General features: G+C 66.5%; 18 protein-coding genes. 6 read left to right on the top strand and 12 right to left on the bottom strand.

Going from position 1 to position 18,824, the window contains the following annotated elements; translation table 11 throughout:
* The first annotated feature begins 16 nt into the window (after positions 1-16).
* On the top strand, positions 17-556 hold the full coding sequence (locus V9K93_RS14945) for a DUF411 domain-containing protein (RefSeq protein WP_295381509.1): 540 nt from the start codon (positions 17-19) through the stop codon (positions 554-556).
* 135 nt (positions 557-691) lie between these two features.
* On the opposite strand, the gene blaL1 is transcribed toward V9K93_RS14945, so the two are convergent.
* Complete coding sequence (gene blaL1, locus V9K93_RS14950; RefSeq protein WP_136637952.1) at positions 692-1,564, bottom strand: L1 family subclass B3 metallo-beta-lactamase; 873 nt, start codon at positions 1,562-1,564, stop codon at positions 692-694.
* A 277-nt stretch (positions 1,565-1,841) separates the two neighbouring features.
* On the opposite strand from blaL1, the gene V9K93_RS14955 reads away from it, so the two are divergent.
* Positions 1,842-3,506: an amidohydrolase gene (locus V9K93_RS14955; RefSeq protein ID WP_337302799.1), complete on the top strand. Its 1,665-nt coding sequence runs from the start codon at positions 1,842-1,844 to the stop codon at positions 3,504-3,506.
* Positions 3,507-3,559: 53 nt separating this feature from the next.
* Here V9K93_RS14955 and V9K93_RS14960 read toward each other — a convergent pair whose 3' ends face one another.
* From V9K93_RS14960 to V9K93_RS14970, 3 genes are all read right to left on the bottom strand, one after another.
* Positions 3,560-5,989, bottom strand: a complete 2,430-nt coding sequence (locus V9K93_RS14960; protein ID WP_337302800.1) for a TonB-dependent receptor — start codon at positions 5,987-5,989, stop codon at positions 3,560-3,562.
* Between the two features lie 71 nt (positions 5,990-6,060).
* The gene (locus tag V9K93_RS14965) at positions 6,061-6,912 is read right to left on the bottom strand and encodes a FecR family protein (RefSeq protein WP_337302801.1); all 852 of its coding nucleotides are present in this window, start codon (positions 6,910-6,912) and stop codon (positions 6,061-6,063) included.
* Positions 6,909-7,433: an RNA polymerase sigma factor gene (locus V9K93_RS14970; RefSeq protein WP_136637954.1), complete on the bottom strand. Its 525-nt coding sequence runs from the start codon at positions 7,431-7,433 to the stop codon at positions 6,909-6,911. Before V9K93_RS14970 ends, V9K93_RS14965 begins: the two co-directional genes overlap by 4 nt.
* 203 nt (positions 7,434-7,636) lie before the next feature.
* Between V9K93_RS14970 and V9K93_RS14975 the strand changes: the two genes are divergently transcribed.
* The 3 genes from V9K93_RS14975 to V9K93_RS14985 all read left to right on the top strand — a co-directional run bounded on the left by V9K93_RS14975 (position 7,637) and on the right by V9K93_RS14985 (position 9,607).
* The gene (locus V9K93_RS14975) at positions 7,637-7,903 is read left to right on the top strand and encodes a hypothetical protein (protein ID WP_006369821.1); all 267 of its coding nucleotides are present in this window, start codon (positions 7,637-7,639) and stop codon (positions 7,901-7,903) included.
* A gap of 9 nt (positions 7,904-7,912) precedes the next feature.
* Positions 7,913-9,085: a low temperature requirement protein A gene (locus V9K93_RS14980; protein ID WP_253078053.1), complete on the top strand. Its 1,173-nt coding sequence runs from the start codon at positions 7,913-7,915 to the stop codon at positions 9,083-9,085.
* 87 nt (positions 9,086-9,172) lie between these two features.
* A complete protein-coding gene (locus V9K93_RS14985; RefSeq protein ID WP_136637956.1) occupies positions 9,173-9,607 on the top strand; it encodes an EamA family transporter in 435 nt (144 codons plus the stop codon).
* Positions 9,608-9,669: 62 nt separating this feature from the next.
* Here V9K93_RS14985 and V9K93_RS14990 read toward each other — a convergent pair whose 3' ends face one another.
* The 8 genes from V9K93_RS14990 to pip all read right to left on the bottom strand — a co-directional run bounded on the left by V9K93_RS14990 (position 9,670) and on the right by pip (position 17,839).
* The gene (locus V9K93_RS14990; protein WP_136637957.1) at positions 9,670-10,215 is read right to left on the bottom strand and encodes a DUF1697 domain-containing protein; all 546 of its coding nucleotides are present in this window, start codon (positions 10,213-10,215) and stop codon (positions 9,670-9,672) included.
* Positions 10,212-10,853, bottom strand: a complete 642-nt coding sequence (locus V9K93_RS14995) for a response regulator transcription factor (RefSeq protein WP_046982553.1) — start codon at positions 10,851-10,853, stop codon at positions 10,212-10,214. The genes V9K93_RS14990 and V9K93_RS14995 overlap by 4 nt, the downstream gene beginning before the upstream one ends.
* A complete protein-coding gene (locus V9K93_RS15000) occupies positions 10,846-11,901 on the bottom strand; it encodes a sensor histidine kinase (RefSeq protein ID WP_046982554.1) in 1,056 nt (351 codons plus the stop codon). The genes V9K93_RS14995 and V9K93_RS15000 overlap by 8 nt, the downstream gene beginning before the upstream one ends.
* A gap of 186 nt (positions 11,902-12,087) precedes the next feature.
* Entirely contained in the window at positions 12,088-12,825 is a 738-nt protein-coding gene (locus V9K93_RS15005) for an MgtC/SapB family protein (RefSeq protein WP_337302802.1), read from the bottom strand.
* Between the two features lie 31 nt (positions 12,826-12,856).
* Complete coding sequence (gene mgtA / locus V9K93_RS15010) at positions 12,857-15,616, bottom strand: magnesium-translocating P-type ATPase (protein WP_136637959.1); 2,760 nt, start codon at positions 15,614-15,616, stop codon at positions 12,857-12,859.
* A 62-nt stretch (positions 15,617-15,678) separates the two neighbouring features.
* Positions 15,679-15,978 carry a hypothetical protein gene (locus tag V9K93_RS15015; protein WP_046982556.1) on the bottom strand — a complete coding sequence of 100 codons (300 nt, stop codon included), beginning with the start codon at positions 15,976-15,978 and terminating at the stop codon, positions 15,679-15,681.
* A 293-nt stretch (positions 15,979-16,271) separates the two neighbouring features.
* On the bottom strand, positions 16,272-16,571 hold the full coding sequence (locus V9K93_RS15020; RefSeq protein WP_337302803.1) for an EF-hand domain-containing protein: 300 nt from the start codon (positions 16,569-16,571) through the stop codon (positions 16,272-16,274).
* A 320-nt stretch (positions 16,572-16,891) separates the two neighbouring features.
* Positions 16,892-17,839: a prolyl aminopeptidase gene (gene pip / locus V9K93_RS15025; protein ID WP_295378927.1), complete on the bottom strand. Its 948-nt coding sequence runs from the start codon at positions 17,837-17,839 to the stop codon at positions 16,892-16,894.
* Positions 17,840-17,953: 114 nt separating this feature from the next.
* Between pip and V9K93_RS15030 the strand changes: the two genes are divergently transcribed.
* Complete coding sequence (locus tag V9K93_RS15030; protein ID WP_046982558.1) at positions 17,954-18,619, top strand: TraX family protein; 666 nt, start codon at positions 17,954-17,956, stop codon at positions 18,617-18,619.
* The last annotated feature ends 205 nt before the right edge of the window (positions 18,620-18,824 follow it).

Raw genomic sequence — 18,824 nt, forward strand, 5'->3', positions numbered from 1 at the left:
CAAAGGAATCAACACCATGAACCGTTCTCTCTCCCTCAGCCTGTTGCTGGGCACCGTGCTGGCCACTACCGCCTGCGCGCGTGCTGCTGAAGAATCGTCTGCCGCGCCGGTTGCCACCGAAGCCCCGGCGGCACCGATCAAGGCCGGCCCGTCGCAGGTGGATCCGGCACTGCCCATCGCCATCGTGCACAAGACCGCCAGCTGCGGCTGCTGCGGCATCTGGGTCGACCACCTGAAGGCCGAAGGCTTCCAGGTGGATGTGCGCAATACTGATGACATGAACCCGATCAAGGTCCGGCTGGGTGTGCCGGTCGGCAAGGCCTCCTGCCACACCGCCGAGATCGGTGGTTACGTGGTTGAAGGCCACATCCCGGCCGAGGACATCAAGCGACTGCTGGCCGAGCGGCCGGCCGCGCGCGGCCTGGTGCTGCCGGGCATGCCAGCCGGCTCGCCTGGCATGGAAATGCCGGATGGCTACGTGCAGCCGTACACCGTTGAACTGGTGCGCAACGATGGCACCACCGAGCCGTTTGCCCAGCACGGGCAGGGCGGCTGACAGGCGGCGGTGCCGGTCGTCCTGACCGGCACCCTTCGGCGCGCCCAATGTAGAGCCGAGCCCACCCTCGGCTTGCTCTTTGTGGCGTCGAGCCATGCTCGACTGCTCTGCTTCGGTCGAGCAAGCTCGACAGAATCAGCGGGCGCCGGCTGTTTCCTTGGCCAGCTGTGCGTCGAACTTCTGTTCTGCCGCATCCGCGTAGGCCTTGCAGGTCAGTGCCTTGGCACCGGCCCTGGCACCCGCGGCGTAGTCCCAGTTGCTCGCGCCCGGATGAGGGGTCAGCAACACGTCGCAGGGCAACGCCCGCACCGTCGCGAAGCTGCGCTTGTAGTCCTCGACCAGGCGCGGATAACGGGGGTTGCCCTTCAGCTGGTAGCCCGGCGCACTCAGGCTGTCGGCATAGGCGATACGCACCGGCTTGCCCTCGCGGGTATCGGTCCAGGTCCAGGCGGTGCTGCCCGGGGTGTGTCCCGGCATGAAGTGCGCGGTGAATTCGATGCCGCCCACCTCGACCACCTCGCCATCCATCACGATGCGGTCTGCATTGGCAGGCGGGTAGGTGATGCCATCGCCGAAGTGCAGGTCATCGCTGCCGCCACGCGCCAGCAGCACTGCCGATTCCGCGTTGGCGACCACGTGCGCGCCGCTGCGGCGCTTCAGTTCCGCCACTGGGCCTGCATGGTCGGCATGCGCATGGCTGAGCAGGATCAGACGCAGGTCCTGCGGGGCCACGCCGCGCGCCTTCATGTTGTCCAGCAGGTGGCCGGCCATCTGTGGCATGCCGCCGTCCAGCAGCACTGCGCCCTCGGCGGTCTGCACCAGCAGTGCGGTCAGGTTCTCGGTGCCGATCTGCCAAGTGTGGTCAGCAATCTGCAGCGGTGCCATCGGCTGCAGCCAGGAAGCATCCACGGTGTAGGCCCGCAACTGCGGCAGTGGTGCCTCGGCGGCGCTGGCGCAGGCGATCGGGAGTACTGCTGCAAGCGAGAGGGCGAGCATGTGCGGGCGCATGTGAAAGGTATATCGGGAAGGTGGATCGAGGCTAGCACGGCGCTTTCCGGTGCCGTTTCTATGATTCCTCATGCCTGCCATAAGCCGGCGTTGCGGGTGCCGGAATATTGGCGCGACAACTGCCGTGAAAGGGCGATGCAGTTCGCAACGTGTTCGCATCGCGCAGGGTAGCCTGCAGCGACCACAAGGAAGGAGCAGGCGCATGTGCATTGTGTGCAATCCAGGAGCCGCAGCATTCCTGCAGGCACGTCGCGAGTTTCTGGGCGGGATGGTCGGATTGGGTGCGGCGGCGCTGGTCGGGTCGGCCGTACCGCTGGCAGCGTTCTCTGCTACGCCGCCGCCGAATCTGGCAGGGCCGGCAGATAGGATCTTCCATGGCGGTCCGATCCATACGCTCGGGCCAAAGGGCAAGGTGCAGGCCATCGCGGTTCGCCAGGGGCGCATTCTGGCCACGGGCAGCCGCGAGGAAGTCATGTTGCATCGAGGGCGCCAGACCGACGTGGTCGACCTGCACGGCCGGGCGCTGCTGCCAGGCTTCATCGACCCGCATATGCACTCGGCGATGGCGATGCTGTCCGATTGGGTGGATGTGACGCCGTTCAGTACCAGCACGTTGGCCGAGGCGCTGTCGAAGATCGGTGCCGCCGCGAGTGCGAGCAAACCCGGCGAATGGGTGGTTGCGCAGGGCATTGACCCTTCGCTGATGCCGGGTGAGCCGATCACCATGAAGGCGCTGGATGCGGTCGCTGCGGATAATCCGGTGTTCGTCCTTGAATCCAACGGACACGTCGCCTACAGCAACAGCAAGGGCTTCGCCGCTGCCGGAGTAACCGATGCGACGCCCGATCCGGAGCAGGGGCGTTACGATCGCGAGGGTGGGAAGCTGACGGGCCGGATGCAGGAGTCTCCCGCGATGAAGCCGTTCATGGCGGCGATGCCGGTCCCCGACGAGGATCGCTACGTCGCGTTGATCCAGCAACTGTTCTCGGACGCGGCCAGGGCCGGCTGCACCGGCCTGCATGATGCCGGCATCGGGACCGGAGGCGTGACCGATCTCAAGGTACTCAATCGCGTGATGGCGAAGAATCCGCCGATCCGCTATTCAGGCTTTCTCACCTCGGACCTGATGGACGACTGGGTCGAACTGGGGCTGAAGCCCGGCCACGGTGATGACCGCTTCCGCCTGACGGGTATAAAGTTCTGGTCCGATGGCTCCAACCAGGCGCAGACCGGCTATCAGCGCGAGAACTACCTCGGCTCGGACAAGCGGGGTTCGCTGAACTACACGCAGGAGCAGCTGACGAAAGGTGTGCAGCGCGCCCACGATCTCGGTTGGCAGGTCGGCATCCATGCCAATGGCGATGCGGCCATCGATACCACCCTGAAGGTCTACAAGACCGTACTGGCCAACACGCCACGTGCCGATCATCGCCACCGCATCGAGCATTGCAGCGTGCTGCATGGGGACCAGATCAAACAGCTTGCCGAGCTGCAGGTGTCGCCTTCGTTCCTGATCGGGCACGTGTACTACTGGGGAAAGGCGTTCCGCGACAACATCCTCGGTCCGCAGCGCGCCGATCTGTACGATCCATGCCGGTCGGCGCTGGCGGGCGGGCTTCGCATCTCGCTGCACTCGGACTTCAACGTCACCACCATCGAACCGTTGCGCTACATCGACAACGCGGTGAACCGGCGCATGCGTGATGGCGGCGAAGTGTTGAACCCTGAAGAGTGCATCAGTGTCGAACAGGCGCTGCGCGCAGTGACCATCGATGCGGCATGGCAATGCCGGGTGGACGACATTGTCGGAAGCCTGGAGTACGGAAAGTATGCGGACATGGTCATTCTTGATCGCGATCCGCTGACGATCGATCCGGCAAGAGTCCTCGAGCTGAAGGTGATGGAGACCTGGCTGCAGGGTGAGCGACGCTACGCCGCGTGATCCGAGGCTTGAAGCACGGCCCGGGGCAGCTGCGCCCCGGGCCCTGTGCAGGCTTAGTACTGGTACTGCCACCCCAGCGTCAGCACTCGGCCACGGCCCGAGAAATAGCTCGGGTTCGACGGCGTGGTCTGCGAGTAGTAGCTGATGTACTGCTTGTTCGCCAGGTTCTGCACGCCCAGGGTGAAGCTGTGCTTGTCCAGTACATAGCGGGCCACCAGGTCCATCGTGGTGTAACCCTTGAACTCCGCCACCTGCGCGCCACGCAGATCGAAGTCGCGGTCGAAGGCGTGGCTGGCCTGCAGGCGGGTGCTCAGCTGTGGTGTCCAGCTCTGTTCCCAGAACGCGGTCAGCCGGTTCGGCGCGATGTTGACGCCGGCCAGGTCGCTGTCGAGGCGGCCGTCGACGTCGGCATCGTAGCGGCCATTGGCGCGTGCATAACCCAGGCCCAGCCGGCTGTCGCCCAAGCGCAGGCGCAGGTTGCTTTCAAAACCTTCCACGCGGGTGGCCTGGCGCTGCACCGCATAGGCGTCGATGCCCGGATCGTAGATCAGCACCGAGCCCAGCTTGGATTCGGAGGTGTAGTACGCAATATCGCCACTGAAACGGCCATCGTCGTACTCCAGCCCGATCTCGCGGTTGTCCGAAACCACCGGTGACAGGTCAATCAGATTGTCCACGCGCTGGCCGTCGCGGTTGATCGCACGTAGCACGCGGCCGACGTCGGCCACGGTGTAGCCTTCCGAATACGAGGCGTAGGCGTTGAGGCGATCGTTGATGTACCAGACCGCGCCGAAGTTGGGCAGGGTCTCGCTCATGGTCGGCTTGCCGCCTGCCACATTGCGCGCGCCGTAGCGGGGCAGGGTGGTGTAGTCGCCTACTTCCAGCTCGCCCTTTTCGTAGCGCAGGCCGCCGGAGAGCATCAGGTGGTCGGTTGGCCACCAGTGCAGCTGCAGCAGCGGCGACAGGCTCTGGTAGGTGGTCTGCGGCACCCAGTTCATGCCACTGGCCAGCAGTACCTGGTGGGTGCGGTCGCGCAGGCCGTCCAGGCCCAGGGTTACGTCCAGCGTGGTATCGGCGATGCGGGTCCAGCTCTGGGTCAGCTTGAAGCCACGCTTGTCCGATTCGTTCTGGGTCTGGTCCCAGGCGGCGTTCGCGCCGGTGTTGCCCCACGGATCCCACTGGCTGGCACCATAACGGCCTTCGAAGTCCACCGCGAAGGCCTGCGCCTGGAAGTGGCCACCGAGCAGGTCGGCGGCGCTGTAGTCCAGCGTCAGCGAGCGCGAGCGGTTCATCGGCGGATCGAGCGGGGTATCGCCGGGGACCGAAATGGTCGGGCGACCGGTGCGGTAGTCACCGTTCACCGCCAGGTAGTTGTCCAGCCCGCGCAGCTCGTAGCGGTTGGCCATCAGTTGCAGGCGGTGGCCCTCGGCAATGTTCCAGCCCAGCTTGGCGAACACGTTCGACGAGGTCGAGTCCATCAGTTCGCCCTGCGCGTTGGTACCGATCGAACGGCCCTCGCCGTCGTGGTACAGGCCCTGCTTCTCATAGGCCAGGCCGGCCACCAGATCGAACCGCTCACCGCGTACGCCGACCAGTGCCGAGCCGCGCTGGCCATTGTCATCGTGGCGGCTGGGCAGGGCCGAACTGTAGGTGACGTTGGTGTCGAGCAGGAAGGCGCCCGGCTCGCTGGGCGCGCTGCGGGTGATGATGTTGACGATGCCACCGGTACCGCCGATGCCCTGCAGTGCGTTGGCGCCGTGGATGACCTCGATGCGTTCGATCATCGCCGGATCGATGGTATGCGAATCACGTGAGCCATCGCGCAGCGGCGTCGACTGCGGCACGCCGTCGACCATGTACAGGATGCCGCGGCCACGCATGGTTTCGCCGTAGTTGGACATCTTCTCGCGCGCCGGGGCAAACGCCGGGATCTGCGCCGACAGCACGCGCGAGACATCCGAGCCCAGCGCCAGCTGCTGCGCGATGTCCTCGCGGGTCAGCACGGTGATGGTGTTGGGCATCGCGGTCTCGCCCTGCGGCATACGCGCGGTCGAGGCCGATACCGTGACGCGGGCCAGCGAAGTGGTCGTGCCCGGGGACGCTGCCGATGACGAGGCCCGGGCCGGAGCGCGGGCCTTGGAGGATGCCGGCGCGGCACTCACCACGAACACCCCCGGCGAGCGCTCCTGCATCGCCAGGCCGTGCCCGGCCAGCAGGCGCTGCAGGGCGTCGTGCGGGGTGTAGCGGCCGTCGAGGGCAGGCGCGTTGCGGCCACTTACGCTATCGGCCGCGAACAGCAGCTGGATGCCACTCTGCCGCGCCAGTGTCGTGAGCGAAGCCTGCAGCGGGCCGGCCGGCAGGTGTAGTTCGACAGGTGCGGACGCAGCGGTCTGCGCGGTGGCGGGCAGCGCCGCACACAGGCAGGCGGCAAGCAGGGTGGGGGCCAGCCGGCGCAGCGCGGCAGGCGGAACAGGGCGGATCATGCGGGGGTCCTTCGGAAGGGTTCAAGCACTTGCCGGATGGGACGGCGCGCAACCCACCCTCGGCGTGGCAATCAATCGCGGGCACGCAGATGCAGGCTGCCGTCGGCGGCGGTATGCACCTGGACCGGCAGGATCTCCGGCAACAGGGCGACCGCCGTCTCGGCACGGTCGGCATCGAACACGCCCGACACCTGCAGTGGTCCCAGTGCCGGGTCGTCCAGCACGATCGGACGGTCGTGATAGCGCTGCAGGATGCGCAGCACCTCGGCCAGCGGCATGCGGTCGAACTGCAGCCGGCCGGTGGTCCAGTCGGCCCGGTCCGGATCCACTGCTTCCGGCGGAGACAGGGACCCCGGCTGGGCCAGCAGGCGCTGCCCCGGCTTCAGCCGCTGCTCGGTGCCGCCGCCATCCACGCTGACACCGACCTCGCCGCGCCAAAGCGTGACCTCGCTGAGATCGCCCTGGCGGTCAACATCGAACACCGTGCCGTAGTTGCGTACCTGTACCGGCCCGGCATCGACCTGGAAGCGGCGCCACGCCGAATGCTGCACCTCGAAGCGCGCATGGCCCTGCGCCAGCAGTACCCGCCGCGAACGCAGGTGGCGACGGACCTGCAGGTGGGTTCCCGCGTCGAGCAGCACGCGGCTGCCGTCCGGCAGCTCGATGTCGCGGCGCTCGCCGACGGCGGTCTGGTAGTCACGCACCTGCCAGGCCGGGTCGGCCAGCAGCAGCGCGGCGGCCGCCAGCAACAGCACCGGCAGTACCCGTTTCGCGCCAGATCCGCCGCGCCGCCGCTGCAGCTGCTCCGGGCCTGGCAACGGGAAACGCTCCTTCAGTGCCTCCCGGTGCTGATCGAGCGTGTCCTCGGCGGACGGTTCGGCGGGCGGCGACGGCGGTACCGGATCGGGTGATGCAGGGCTCACCGCAGCGCACCGTGCAGCCGACAGTCGGCCATGGCCAGGCGCAGGTGACGTTCCACCGCCTTCAGGCCGATGCCCATCCGCTGCGCCACTTCGGTCTGGGGCAGCTCGTGGATCTTGTGCAGGATGAACACCTGCTGCCGCCGGCAGGGCATGCGCTCGATGCTGGCGGTCAGCCGCTGCAGCGCCTGCTGGCCCTGCGCCTGGCGCTCGGGTCCGGGGCGCTCGCAGGCGCCTTCGGGAAGCTCGGCGCGGGGCTCCACCCAGTGCCGGCGCAGGTCCTCGGCGCGGCAGCGGTCGACCGCTGCGTCGTGGGCGATCCTGCGCAGCAGCGCGATCGGTTGGCGGGCGTCATGCACGGCCGGACGTTCCAGCAGGCGTACACAGATATCGTGTACCACTTCGCGGGCCAGCCCGGGCGAGCGGAACCGGCGATGCAGGTAGTCCACCAGTTCCTCGTAGTGGCGCACCAGCGAGGTCACCAGCGGCAGCGCAGGTGGGCGGGGAAGTGTCGGCTGGGACATCCGGACGGGCAGCAAGGGTGAAAGGCGGGTGCCGGGAGGTCATCCCTGCGTAATGACGCAATACTAATGGGAACTGTTCTCGTTTGCCATGCCGCGATCGCCAGGGCGATTGTTCGCCGCGCCTGGAAAGTGAATCCACGATCATCGGCTGGAGCGCAGAATCGCCCACGGCTAGCCTGCCTGCAGGCTCAAGGAGGTGGACCATGCATGTGCTTCTGGTGATGGTGGGCGGCATTGTGCTGTTGGGAGTGTTCCTGTTGTTCGGACGGCTGTGGAGCGTAGGCACCTCACAGCTGCCCACGGCCCTGATCGCGTTCATTGCCACCTGGCTGTTGGTGACGGTGGCCAACCTGTGGGTGGGTGTCAGCAAGGCCGGCTACGGGATGCGCGAAGAACTGCCGATCCTGCTGCTGGTGTTCGCGGTGCCGGCCCTGCTGGCCGGCCTGCTCTACTGGCGCCTGGCGCGCTGAAGGAAAGCCATGAGTACACGACTGCGATTGCCGGCCCTGCGCCAGCGCGACGGCCACCACGCCCGCGTGACCTACGAAGAACTGTTCTTCGACCTGGTCTACGTGTTCGCGGTCACCCAGCTGAGCCACCACCTGTTGCACCACCTGGACCTGGCCGGCGTGCTGCAGACCTTGGTGCTGTGGTTTGCGGTGTGGCTGGGCTGGCAGTACGCCTGCTGGGTCAGCAACTGGTTCGATCCGGAGGCACCGCGCATTCGTGGCCTGCTGTTTGCCACCATGCTGTTGGCCTTGCTGATGTCGTCGTCCATTCCCGAGGCGTTCGCCGACCGTGCCTGGGTGTTCGCCGGGGCCTACGCCACCATGCAGGTCGGACGTACCGCCTTTGTGCTGTTCGAGGTCGGCCACACACACCCGCTGGCGCCGAACTTCCGCCGCATGCTGGCGTGGGTGAGCGTATCGGCCTGCTTCTGGCTGGCAGGTGCGGCAGCCGAGGGGAATACGCGGCTGGCGCTGTGGGCGGTGGCGGTGGCGTGCGAATACGTCTCACCGATGTTCGGCTTCGCGTTCCCGGGGCTGGGTCGTTCGCACACCCGCGAGTGGACCATCGAGGGCGGGCACCTGGCCGAGCGCTGCCAGCTGTTCGTCATCGTTGCACTGGGCGAGACGTTGCTGGCCACCGGTGGTGTGCTCAGCGAGGTCGAACAGTGGAGTGGGGCGGTGGTGTCGGCGGTGCTTGCCACCTTCGCCGGCACGATCGCCATGTGGTGGCTGTATTTCGGCATCTCCAGCCGCGACGCCACCGAGGCCATCAGCCATGCTGAAGACCCCGGGCGGATGGGGGCCAACTTCCACTATGTGCACGCGCTGCTGATCGCCGGGATCATCGCTACGGCGGTGGGCAATGACCTGGTCATGGACCACCCGCACGCTGCGGTGACGCCGGTGTATGCGGCCGTGCTGGTTGCAGGGCCATTGATCTACCTGCTGGGCAGCGCGCTGTACAAGCGCGTGGTATACGGGCGCGCACCGTACTCGCATCTGATCGGTGCGGTGGCACTGGTCCTGCTGGGCGTGGTGTTGCCGCAGACCCATCTGCTGGCCGCCGGTTGGCTGACCAGTGCGGTGCTGCTGGCGGTGGGGTTGATGGATACGCGGTTGAAGCACCGTCTGCAACGCGCCTGATCCACACGGCGGCTCGCACTGCTTGCGCAGGCGGGCAATGGGAGTAGCGTTGGCGGTGGGTGCTCTTGGAGCCGGGAGTGGCGCAACATGCAGAGCGTTCCGCAATGGCTCGTCTGGGCCGGGTTGTCAGCCTGCTTCGCCGCTCTGACCGCGCTGTTCGCCAAGGTTGGGGTCAAGGGCGTCGACTCGGATCTGGCCATGGCCATCCGCACCCTGGTGGTGGCGGCGGTGATCCTGCCGCTGGTGGTGATCAGCGGCAAGTGGTCGAATCCATTGCTGCTGCCGGGGCGCACGCAGCTGTTCCTGGTGCTGTCGGCACTGGCCACCGGCGCCTCGTGGCTGTTCTACTTCCGCGCGCTGCAGAGTGGTGAACTGGCCAAGGTGGCGGTGGTCGACAAGTTCAGCGTGGTGCTGGTGATCGTGCTGGCTTACCTGCTGCTGGGCGAACGACCGAGCCTGCGGGAGTGGAGCGGCATCGGCCTGGTGGTTGCCGGGGTGATCGTGCTGGCGACGAAGAAGTAGCGGGATTCAACCCATCACACGGAAGTGCAGGATGCAGGGCGAAGCACACGGTAGAGTCGACTCTACCGTCTCCCTCTACCGCCTGGGGTGGCCTGGCCAAGCGCGGCGGCCATTGCCGCAAGTTTGCCGACCGTGTTGAGGTTGCGGGCGGTGCCTTGCTGGGCATAGGGAATCCGCAGGCGTGAGTCGGCCATGCCGTCGCCATAGTGGACGAAGATCTCGCGTGTACCCAGCACCAGCTGCTCATCGCGCAGGCCGGTCACCCCGGTCAAGGGATCCGTGGGCAGTGCCTCATCCACGAACAGCGCGACCACACGATTGCCGGCGGCGTGCGGGAACGGATTGCCGGCGGCAACCGCCGCGATCTCGGCTGCCGAGCGCACCAGCACACCCACCGGTTTTCCGGCATAGGCCTGCAGCCGTTGGCCAAGGGCTTTCCGCACGCCGGCTTCGTCAAGTCCGCTGCGGAACACCACGTTGCCGCTGGCGATATAGGTGCGGACGTCGGTGAAGCCTGCGTCCTCGCACATCGCCACCAGTTCAACCATCGGCAGCTTGCCGGTGCCGCCGACGTTGACTGCGCGTAGCAGCGCGACATGCACGCTCATGGGGTGCCCGCCTGCAAGCGGTCGTACATGCGCACCAGGTCGACCAGCGTACGCGCGCCCATCTTGCGCATCACCTGTGCGCGGCGCACCTTCACGGTGATCTCGCTCACCCCGAGGTCGCCGGCGATCTGCTTGTTGAGGCGGCCGCGCACCACGCCGTCGACCACCTCGCGCTCGCCGGGGTTGAGGGTATTCCAGCGCTGCTGCAGGGCGTCCAGTGCCTCGCCGTCACGGCGGCGCTGGCGGTCGATGTCGATCCCCTTGTGGATTGCATCCAGCAGCTCCTGGTCACGGAACGGCTTGGTCAGGAACTCGATGGCACCGTCCTTGATCGCGTTGACACCCATCGCGATGTCGCCGTGGCCGGTGATGAACACCACCGGCAGCTGCAGGCCGTGGCTGCCCATCGTGCGATGGAACTCCAGCCCACTCTGGCCGGGCATGCGCACATCCAGCACCAGGCAGGCCGGTGCATCTTCCAGTTCGTGCTCGAGGAATGCCTGGGTGGAGGCGAAGGCCCGTACCTGCAGGCCCATCGAGGCGAGCAGGTCTTCCAGCGCGGCGCGCACCGACGGATCGTCATCGATCACATAGACGATGGGCGCTGGATCGGCGGCGGGTGCAGCGGGCTTACGCATGAGGAAGTTCCGTGGCGATGGGCAGGTCAAACACAAAGCAGGCACCCCCGCCGCTGGGGCGCTCGGCTCGGATCCTGCCTTCGTTGGCTTCGATCATCGAACGGCTCAGGCTGAGACCGAGCCCCAGCCCGTGTGATTTGGTGGTCCAGAAGGCATCGAACACGCGCTCAGGATGGTCGATTGGCAGGCCGACACCGCGGTCGCGCACGCTGAGGCTGATCCGCTGTCCGTCGCGTTGGGTCAACAGGGACAGGCGTCGATCAGCGGCGGGCACGGCCTCCATTGCGTCCACCGCATTGAGGATCAGGTTGCCGATCACCTGCTGCACCTGCACGCGATCGGCCTGTACCAGCGGCAGGTCGGCATCGAGCAGCAGGGCCACGGCCACGCCGTGCTGGTCCAGCTCGCTGCGCGACAGCGCCAGCATTTCCTCCACCGCCTGGTTCAGGTCGAAGGCGCGTCGTTCCGGTGCCGCACCCTGGGTCAGGCCGCGAATGCGGGCGATCACGTCACCGGCGCGATGTGCATCGTCCAGGATGCGGGACACGGTCTGCCGGGCCTTGTCGACGTTCGGTGGGTCCTGTGCCAGCCAGCGCTGGCAGGCCTCGGCGCTGCTGGCAATGGCCGCCAGCGGCTGGTTGACTTCATGTGCGATGGAGGTGGTCAGCTCGCCCACCGTCGACGCGCGCGCCACCCGCAGCAACCGGCCCTGCGCTTCCTGCACTGCGGCCTTGGCCGCTTCCATCTTCAACGCGAGGTAGGTGGTGATGCCGATCACCAGCATGCCGATCACCGAATTGACCAGGCCGATGCGATAGGTGCCGAAGCGGGTGAGGAAGAAGCTCAGGGCGGTGAGTGCGATGCAGGCGATGGCCAGGCTGATCAGCCCGCGCGCACTCAGCACTCGTGATGCGGCGAGGATGACCGCTGCATAGAAGCAGGCCGCAGCCACGGCGTAGTCGGTGACAGTATCGACCAGGAAGATCGCCGCCATCACAACGATCAGGGCCAGCAGCACCAGCGGGCGGCGGGGCGACAGCGATGGCATCGGGACGTCTCCCTGGCGTGGGGGGGAAGGATAGCAAAGCCGCCTTGGGTGGATGCGGGCACCCACCAAAGCGATGCCGGGTAGTGCCGGCCGCTGGCCGGCATCTCCAGGATTGTGCCGACCAAGGTCGGCACCTACCAAAGTGGTAGACGGTGTTGCCGGCCAGCGGCCGGCACTACCGAGCGGCTACTCCTCCAGGCTGGCGTTCCAGAACCCCTGCAGCACGCCGGGGGTGGTCGCCAGCGTGGCCAGTACCGCATCCAGTTCGCCGGCATCGACCGTGGTGGCGTACAGCACCGCTTCTATCTCCACGTCGCGCTCGCCGAACGGGCGCTGGTCCACCGCGCGTACCGGGTAGTGCGCCTGTTCCAGCAGCAGCAACAGCTGGTCCAGCACCTCGGCCTGCTGCTCACGTTGGCAGACCACGTTGATCGCATAGGTCGCCTCGCTGAATGCCTCCGGCAACGGCTGCCGCTGGATGCGGTTCACCACCGGCCGCAGCAGGGTGTTGGCGGCCAGCACGAACACGGCCGCCAGTACCGCTTCGGGCAGCAGCTTGATACCCGCACAGGCGCCAACCGCCGCCGAGCCCCAGAGGGTGGCCGCGGTGTTCAGGCCGGACACCTGCGCGCCGTCCTTCATGATCGCGCCGGCGCCGAGGAAGCCGACACCGGAGATCACATAGGCCACCACGTGCAGTGGCGACGGCGGGCCGCCGTACAGGTCGTGGAAGCGCACGGCCAGGTCCACGAACACTGCCGCACCCACCGCCACCAGTGTATTGGTGCGCAGACCGGCGGTGCGTTGGCGCAGCTGTCGCTCCAAGCCGATGACGGTGCCAAGCACGAAGGCCACCGAGAGGCTGATCAACGAGCTCAGGGTCGCGCCGGCGTTGAACGGCGGCAGGTTCGGATTGATGTCCATTGTGCTTCTCCCTGGACCAGGCGGCGGGCGCTTACTGCCAGCCGTAGCGACGGATGTAGATCTTCTTCAGCAGGGTGGTCAGCACCGCGTAGCCGAACAGGATCGCCACCAGGAACGGCCAGTAGCCGGTCGGCAGGGCCTGCAGCTTGAAGTAGCCAGCCAGCGGACTCATCGGCAGGGCCACGCCGATGGCCATGATCAGGCCGGTCATCACCAGCAGCGGCGGCGCGGCGATGCTCTGCAGGAACGGCACCTTCGGTGTACGGATCATGTGCACAATCAGCGTCTGGGTCAGCAGGCCCACCACGAACCAGCCGGACTGGAACAGGCCCTGGTCGGCCGGTGTGCGCGCATCGAACACGTACCACATCAGCGCGAAGCAGCTCAGGTCGAAGATCGAGCTGATCGGCCCGAAGAACACCATGAAGCGGCCAATGTCTGCGGGGTTCCACTTCAGCGGCTTGCGCACCAGCTCCTCGTCCACGTTGTCGAACGGAATGGCGATCTGCGAGATGTCGTACAGCAGGTTCTGTACCAGCAGCTGCAGTGGCAGCATCGGCAGGAACGGCAGGAAGGCCGAGGCCACCAGCACCGAGAACACGTTGCCGAAGTTGGAGCTGGCAGTCATGCGGATGTACTTCAGCATGTTGTTGAAGGTGCGCCGGCCCTGGATCACACCTTCCTCCAGCACCATCAGGTTCTTTTCCAGCAGGATGATGTCGGCCGCCTCCTTGGCGATGTCCACCGCACTGTCCACGCTGATGCCGATGTCCGCCGCACGCAGCGCCGGTGCATCGTTGATGCCATCGCCGAGGAAACCGACCACCTTGCCCTGCGCACGCAGCTCGCGCACCAGGCGCTCCTTGTGCAGCGGGGTCAGGCGAGCGAACACGCGGTGGTGGTGCAACGCCCGCGACAGCGCGCCGTCATCCATGCGCTCGATCTGCGGACCGGTCAGAATGGTGTCTGCCTCCAGCCCGACCTGCGCGCAGACGCGGGCGGTCACCAGTTCGTTGTCACCGGTGAATACCTTCACCTCCACGCCATGCGCGGCCAGCGCCTGCAATGCCTGCGCGGCCGACTCCTTGGGCGGATCGAGGAAGGCCACGTAGCCGACCAGGGTCAGTCCGCATTCGTCGGCCTGCGAATACACGGTCTGGCTGGCAGCAGTTTCCTTCATCGCCACTGCCACCACACGCAGGCCCTGTTCGTTCAGTTCCTCGGTGGTCTGCCGCACGCGTGCCAGGCGCTGCTCATCCAACGCCTTGTCCTCGCCGTTCTCGCGCACCGTGCTGCATACCGCCAGCATCTCTTCCACCGCACCCTTGCAGATCAGCTCGTGGTGGTCCTCGCGTTCGGACACCACCACCGACATGCGGCGGCGCTCGAAGTCGAACGGAATCTCATCCACCTTGTGGTAGTCCTGTGACAGCCGCAGCGAACTCTGCAGCTCAACATGCTCCAGCACCGCACGGTCCAGCAGGTTGATCAGGCCGGTCTGGAAATGGCTGTTGAGGTAGGCGAACTTCAGCACATCCTCCGAATCGTGACCGAACACGTCGGTGTGCCGTTCCAGCGCGATCTTGTCCTGGGTGAGGGTGCCGGTCTTGTCGGTGCACAGCACTTCCATCGCACCGAAGTTCTGGATCGCATCCAGGCGCTTGACGATCACCTTGCGCCGCGACAGCAGCACCGCGCCCTTGGCCAGGGTGGAGGTGACGATCATCGGCAGCATTTCCGGGGTCAGGCCCACCGCCACCGACAGCGCGAACAGGAACGCCTCGGTCCAATCGCCCTTGGTCCAGCCGTTGATCAGCAGCACGAATGGCACCATCACCAGCGCGAAGCGGATCAGCAGCCAGCTGACACTGTTGACGCCGGCCTGGAACGCAGTCGGTGCGCGGTCGGTGGCGGTGCTGCGCTGGGCCAGGGTGCCGAAGTAGGTACGGTTGCCGGTGGCCAGCACCACGGCGGTGGCGGTACCGGAGACCACATTGGTGCCCATGAACAGCAGGTTGTGCTGCTCCAGCAGGCCGGCCAGGCCATCGCCCGGGTGCGCGAACTTCTCCACCGGCAGCGACTCGCCGGTCATCGCTGCCTGCGCCACGAACAGATCCTTGGCGGTCAACACGCGGCAGTCGGCCGGAATCATGTCACCAGCCGACAGCACGATGTGATCACCGGGCACCAGCTCACGGATCGGCAGGTCCAGCAACCGTGCCGGGCGACGGCTGTGCAGGTGCGCACCGAAGTACTGGTCGGCAACGTCCGCCGCCTCGGTGCCCGGATTGCGGCGCAGCACGCGTGCGGTGTTGCCGACCAGAGCCTTCAACCGCTCGGCGGCACGGTTGGAGCGGCCTTCCTGCACGAAGCGGATCAGCGTGGACAGCAGCACCATCGCACCAATCACCACGGTGGCCTTGATGTCCTCGGTCAGCCAGGACACCGCCGCCAGCACGGTCAGCAGCAGGTTGAACGGATTGCGGTAGCACTGCCACAGATGGCGCCACCACGGAAGCGGTTTTTCGTGATCGACCTCGTTGGGGCCGAGCGTGGCCAGCCGCTCCTCGGCCTCATGCGGGCTGAGGCCATCGACGTGCGAGTCGAGCGCGGCCAGCAGGCGCGGCTCGTCCAGCTGCGACAGGGTCACCAGGCCGGTGGTGAGCGCGAACGGTGCGGCTTCGGCGCTGCCCGGGCCGAAGCCGGCTTCGGGCATGGCGCGACGGCCGAACAGGTTGCCTGCGCGACGGCTGCGCAGGAAGGCATTGAACCAGGCGTTGAGCAGGCTCATGGGAACTCCTTGAATGTCAGAGCCGGCCGCGGCCGGAATACGAACGGAATGGATGCAACGGATCAGGCGTGGCGCATCGCCAGTACCGCCGGTGACCACGGCTGCATATGCAGGCGCTGGCTGCCACCGATGCACAGCGGCTTCATCGCATCGCGAAGGGGGTAGGGCAGATGGCGCAGCACGTTGATGCGCTCGCTGATCGGCAGCAGCGACAGTGCGTCGGCGACCACGCGCGGCGAACCGAGCGACAGCGAACGGGCGAAAACCACGGGGCCGTGCTGCAGCAGTTGGCTGCGCAGGGCGGCAACATCGCGCTCGCCGATCAGGCGGCGCAGGGTGATGTAGAGGATCTTGTAGGACATGGGGGCGATCTCCAGGCAGGCGGTGCCTGACGATCCCCCGTCACTCAGGCAGGCGGGGACCGGCGGGCGGGCGCCAGGAACAGGCAACAGGCGGGCATACGGGGCGCGGGGCGCCCGGCAGGGTCGGGGTCCATCTGCGTCTCCATGAAGGGAGGGAGCCAGCCAGGGTTGCCCTGGCCAGTGGCGCTATTGTCCGCCCCTGAATGGGGTAGTCCTAGAGGCTCGTGGGTTAGCCCGGCTATACCTTGGTATAGCCGGGCGAGCATCGCGCCAATCGATGGCGCATCAAGGAATCAATGCGAGGTGCTGGTCTGCTTGCACACGTCGTACTCGCCGCGGCTCAACGTCTTGTTGCGATCGGTATCGCAGGCGTGCAGTCGTTCGGCCCAGTCTGGCGCCACCGCATCCACTTCGGCCAGGGTGACGATGCCGTCCTTGTCCTTGTCCAGCGATTCATAGGCAGGGATGAGCTTCACTTCGGTTACGTCCTCGGCTGCGGTGGCCTTGCTGGCTTCCTGGGTCTTGGAACAGGCGCCCAGCAGCAGGCCCAAGGAGATGGCGAGGACAACAGGAACGTAGCGAATACCGGTCATGACAGGCTCCAGGAGTGGGGGCGCGGGCCACGCTTGTGGATGGCCACGGCTGGATCTTCGGTCGGGGTCTGTAAGCGAGCTGCGAAGAACCGGCCCGGTGGACATGTGCCGGTGGGCCGCCATTCACCGGGCCGCATAGCGGCGATCGCGCAGAGATGCCCGGGGAGGCGGTTGGACGGAGTTGGATCGACGGAGTCGGCTCGGTAGAGTCGACTGCTAGTTGACTATCACGCGAAGCGCAGGGTTCTCAGCTTCCCCCCAGCAGTCGACTCTGCCCTCGAACGGTGGGATGCCGGCCAGCGGCCGGCACAACCATTTCCTCAGAAGCGGTCGGCGAACGCATCCGTGGCGCGCACCAGCGCATCGACCGTCGCCGGCTCGTTCGCGCTATGTCCCGAGGTCACCATCTCCAGCTTTGCCTCCGGCCAGGCCTTGGCCAGGTCCCAGGCGCTGCGCGGCGGGCAGATAATGTCGTAGCGGCCCTGCACGATCACGCCGGGCAGATGGCGGATGCGATCGATGTCGCGCAGAAGCTGGTCGGGTTTCAGGAAGATGCCATTGCGGAAGTAGTGCGCTTCGATGCGGGCCTTGGCCAGCGTGTCCAGCGGGTCGTCCGTAGAAACAGCATCCACGTCGTGCTGCAGGGTAGCGGCGTTGTCCTCCCAACCCAGCCAGGCCTGCGCGGCTGCGATGCGGGTGGCCTCATCGGCGCTGTCCATGCGCGTCCAGTAGGCCGCAATCATGTCGCCACGCTCGCCTTCTGGAATGTAGGCCTCGTAGCGATCCCAGCGCTCCGGGAAGATCCAGCGCGCACCGCCGTTGGCCTCGGCGAACCAGCGGTTTTCCATCTCGCGGCCCAAGAAAACGCCACGCACGATCAGGCCGGTGGCACGCTCGGGATGTGCCTGCGCGTAGGCCAGCGACAGGGTCGAGCCCCAGGAACCGCCATAGACCAGCCAACGCTCAATGCCGAGGTGCTCGCGCACCTTCTCGATGTCGGCCACCAGTTCCTGCGTGGTGTTGTCGCGCAGCTCGCCGAACGGCGTGGAGCGACCGCTGCCGCGCTGGTCGATCAGCACGATGCGGTAGCGCGCCGGGTCGAAGAAACGGCGATGGGTGGGCGAAATACCCGCACCCGGTCCGCCATGCAGGTACACCACCGGAATGCCCTCCGGCGTGCCGCACTCTTCGATGTGCAGCGTGTGCAGATCGCTTACCGGCAGAGTGAACTCGCGGTACGGCTCGATGGTTGGGTACAGAGTGCGCATGGCGGGTGTCTCACAAGCAGGGGCGGCCAGCATAGCGCCTCGCGCCGACCGAGGCAGGGGGTGTTGCTTGCGGGACGCTGGAAATGGGCTTGCCGATGCGCATAAGCTTCTGGGATGCACGCGACCACGACAAGGACGTCCACGTTCAGCATCAGCCTCGGCAGTGGCGCCCGCGAGCTGCTGAAGTGGATCGCATTGCTGGCCATGACCGGCGACCACGTGGCCAAGGTGGTGTTCGGTGGCTACGTGCCGGTGGTCACTGAACTGGGGCGCATCGCCTTTCCGCTGTTCGCACTGGTGATGGCCTGCAACCTGGCCCAACCGGGCGCCGACCTTCGCAAGTCGATGCGTCGCCTGGCCCTGTGGGGCGTCATCGCCCAACCGCTGCATGCCTTGGTCTTTGGCTCCTGGCTGCCGCTCAACATCCTACTCACGTTCGCCCTGGCTGCCGTGGCGGTGCACGCGCTGGCCAACAACCGGCCCCTGTTGCTGTTGTTGGCGGCGGGTGTACTGCCGATGCTGGTGGACTACCAGTGGGCCGGAGTCGGCAGTGTCCTGCTGGCCTGGATCGCGTTCCGCCATCGCGCGTGGTGGACGCTGCTGATTGCCTTGGCGGCGGTGTGCTGGGCCAACCGGAACGGCTGGGCCGTGCTGGCAGTTCCCGTGGTGCTGCTGGCCGCACGGGTGCAGTGGCAACTGCCACGCTGGCGCTGGATGTTCTATGGGTACTACGTGGGGCATCTGCTGGTACTGGCGGTGGTGGCGCGCGTGCTTTCTTGATCAATACATGGGTGGTCGTGCCTTGTGTCGGTAGATCCACGCCATACGTGGATGCTTCTGGCGGATTGCCTGGCATTCTGTAGAGCCGAGCCCATGCTCGGCTCATCAAAGGAAACGGAGCCGAGCATGGCTCGGCTCTTATCTCTTGCGACTCTGGCACCTTAGGTGCCGAGAGCCCGGCGCGGGCGACCGTTCGGCTCTAGGT

The organism is Stenotrophomonas sp. CCNWLW162, assembly GCF_037203745.1.
Lineage (GTDB): Bacteria > Pseudomonadota > Gammaproteobacteria > Xanthomonadales > Xanthomonadaceae > Stenotrophomonas > Stenotrophomonas maltophilia_AQ.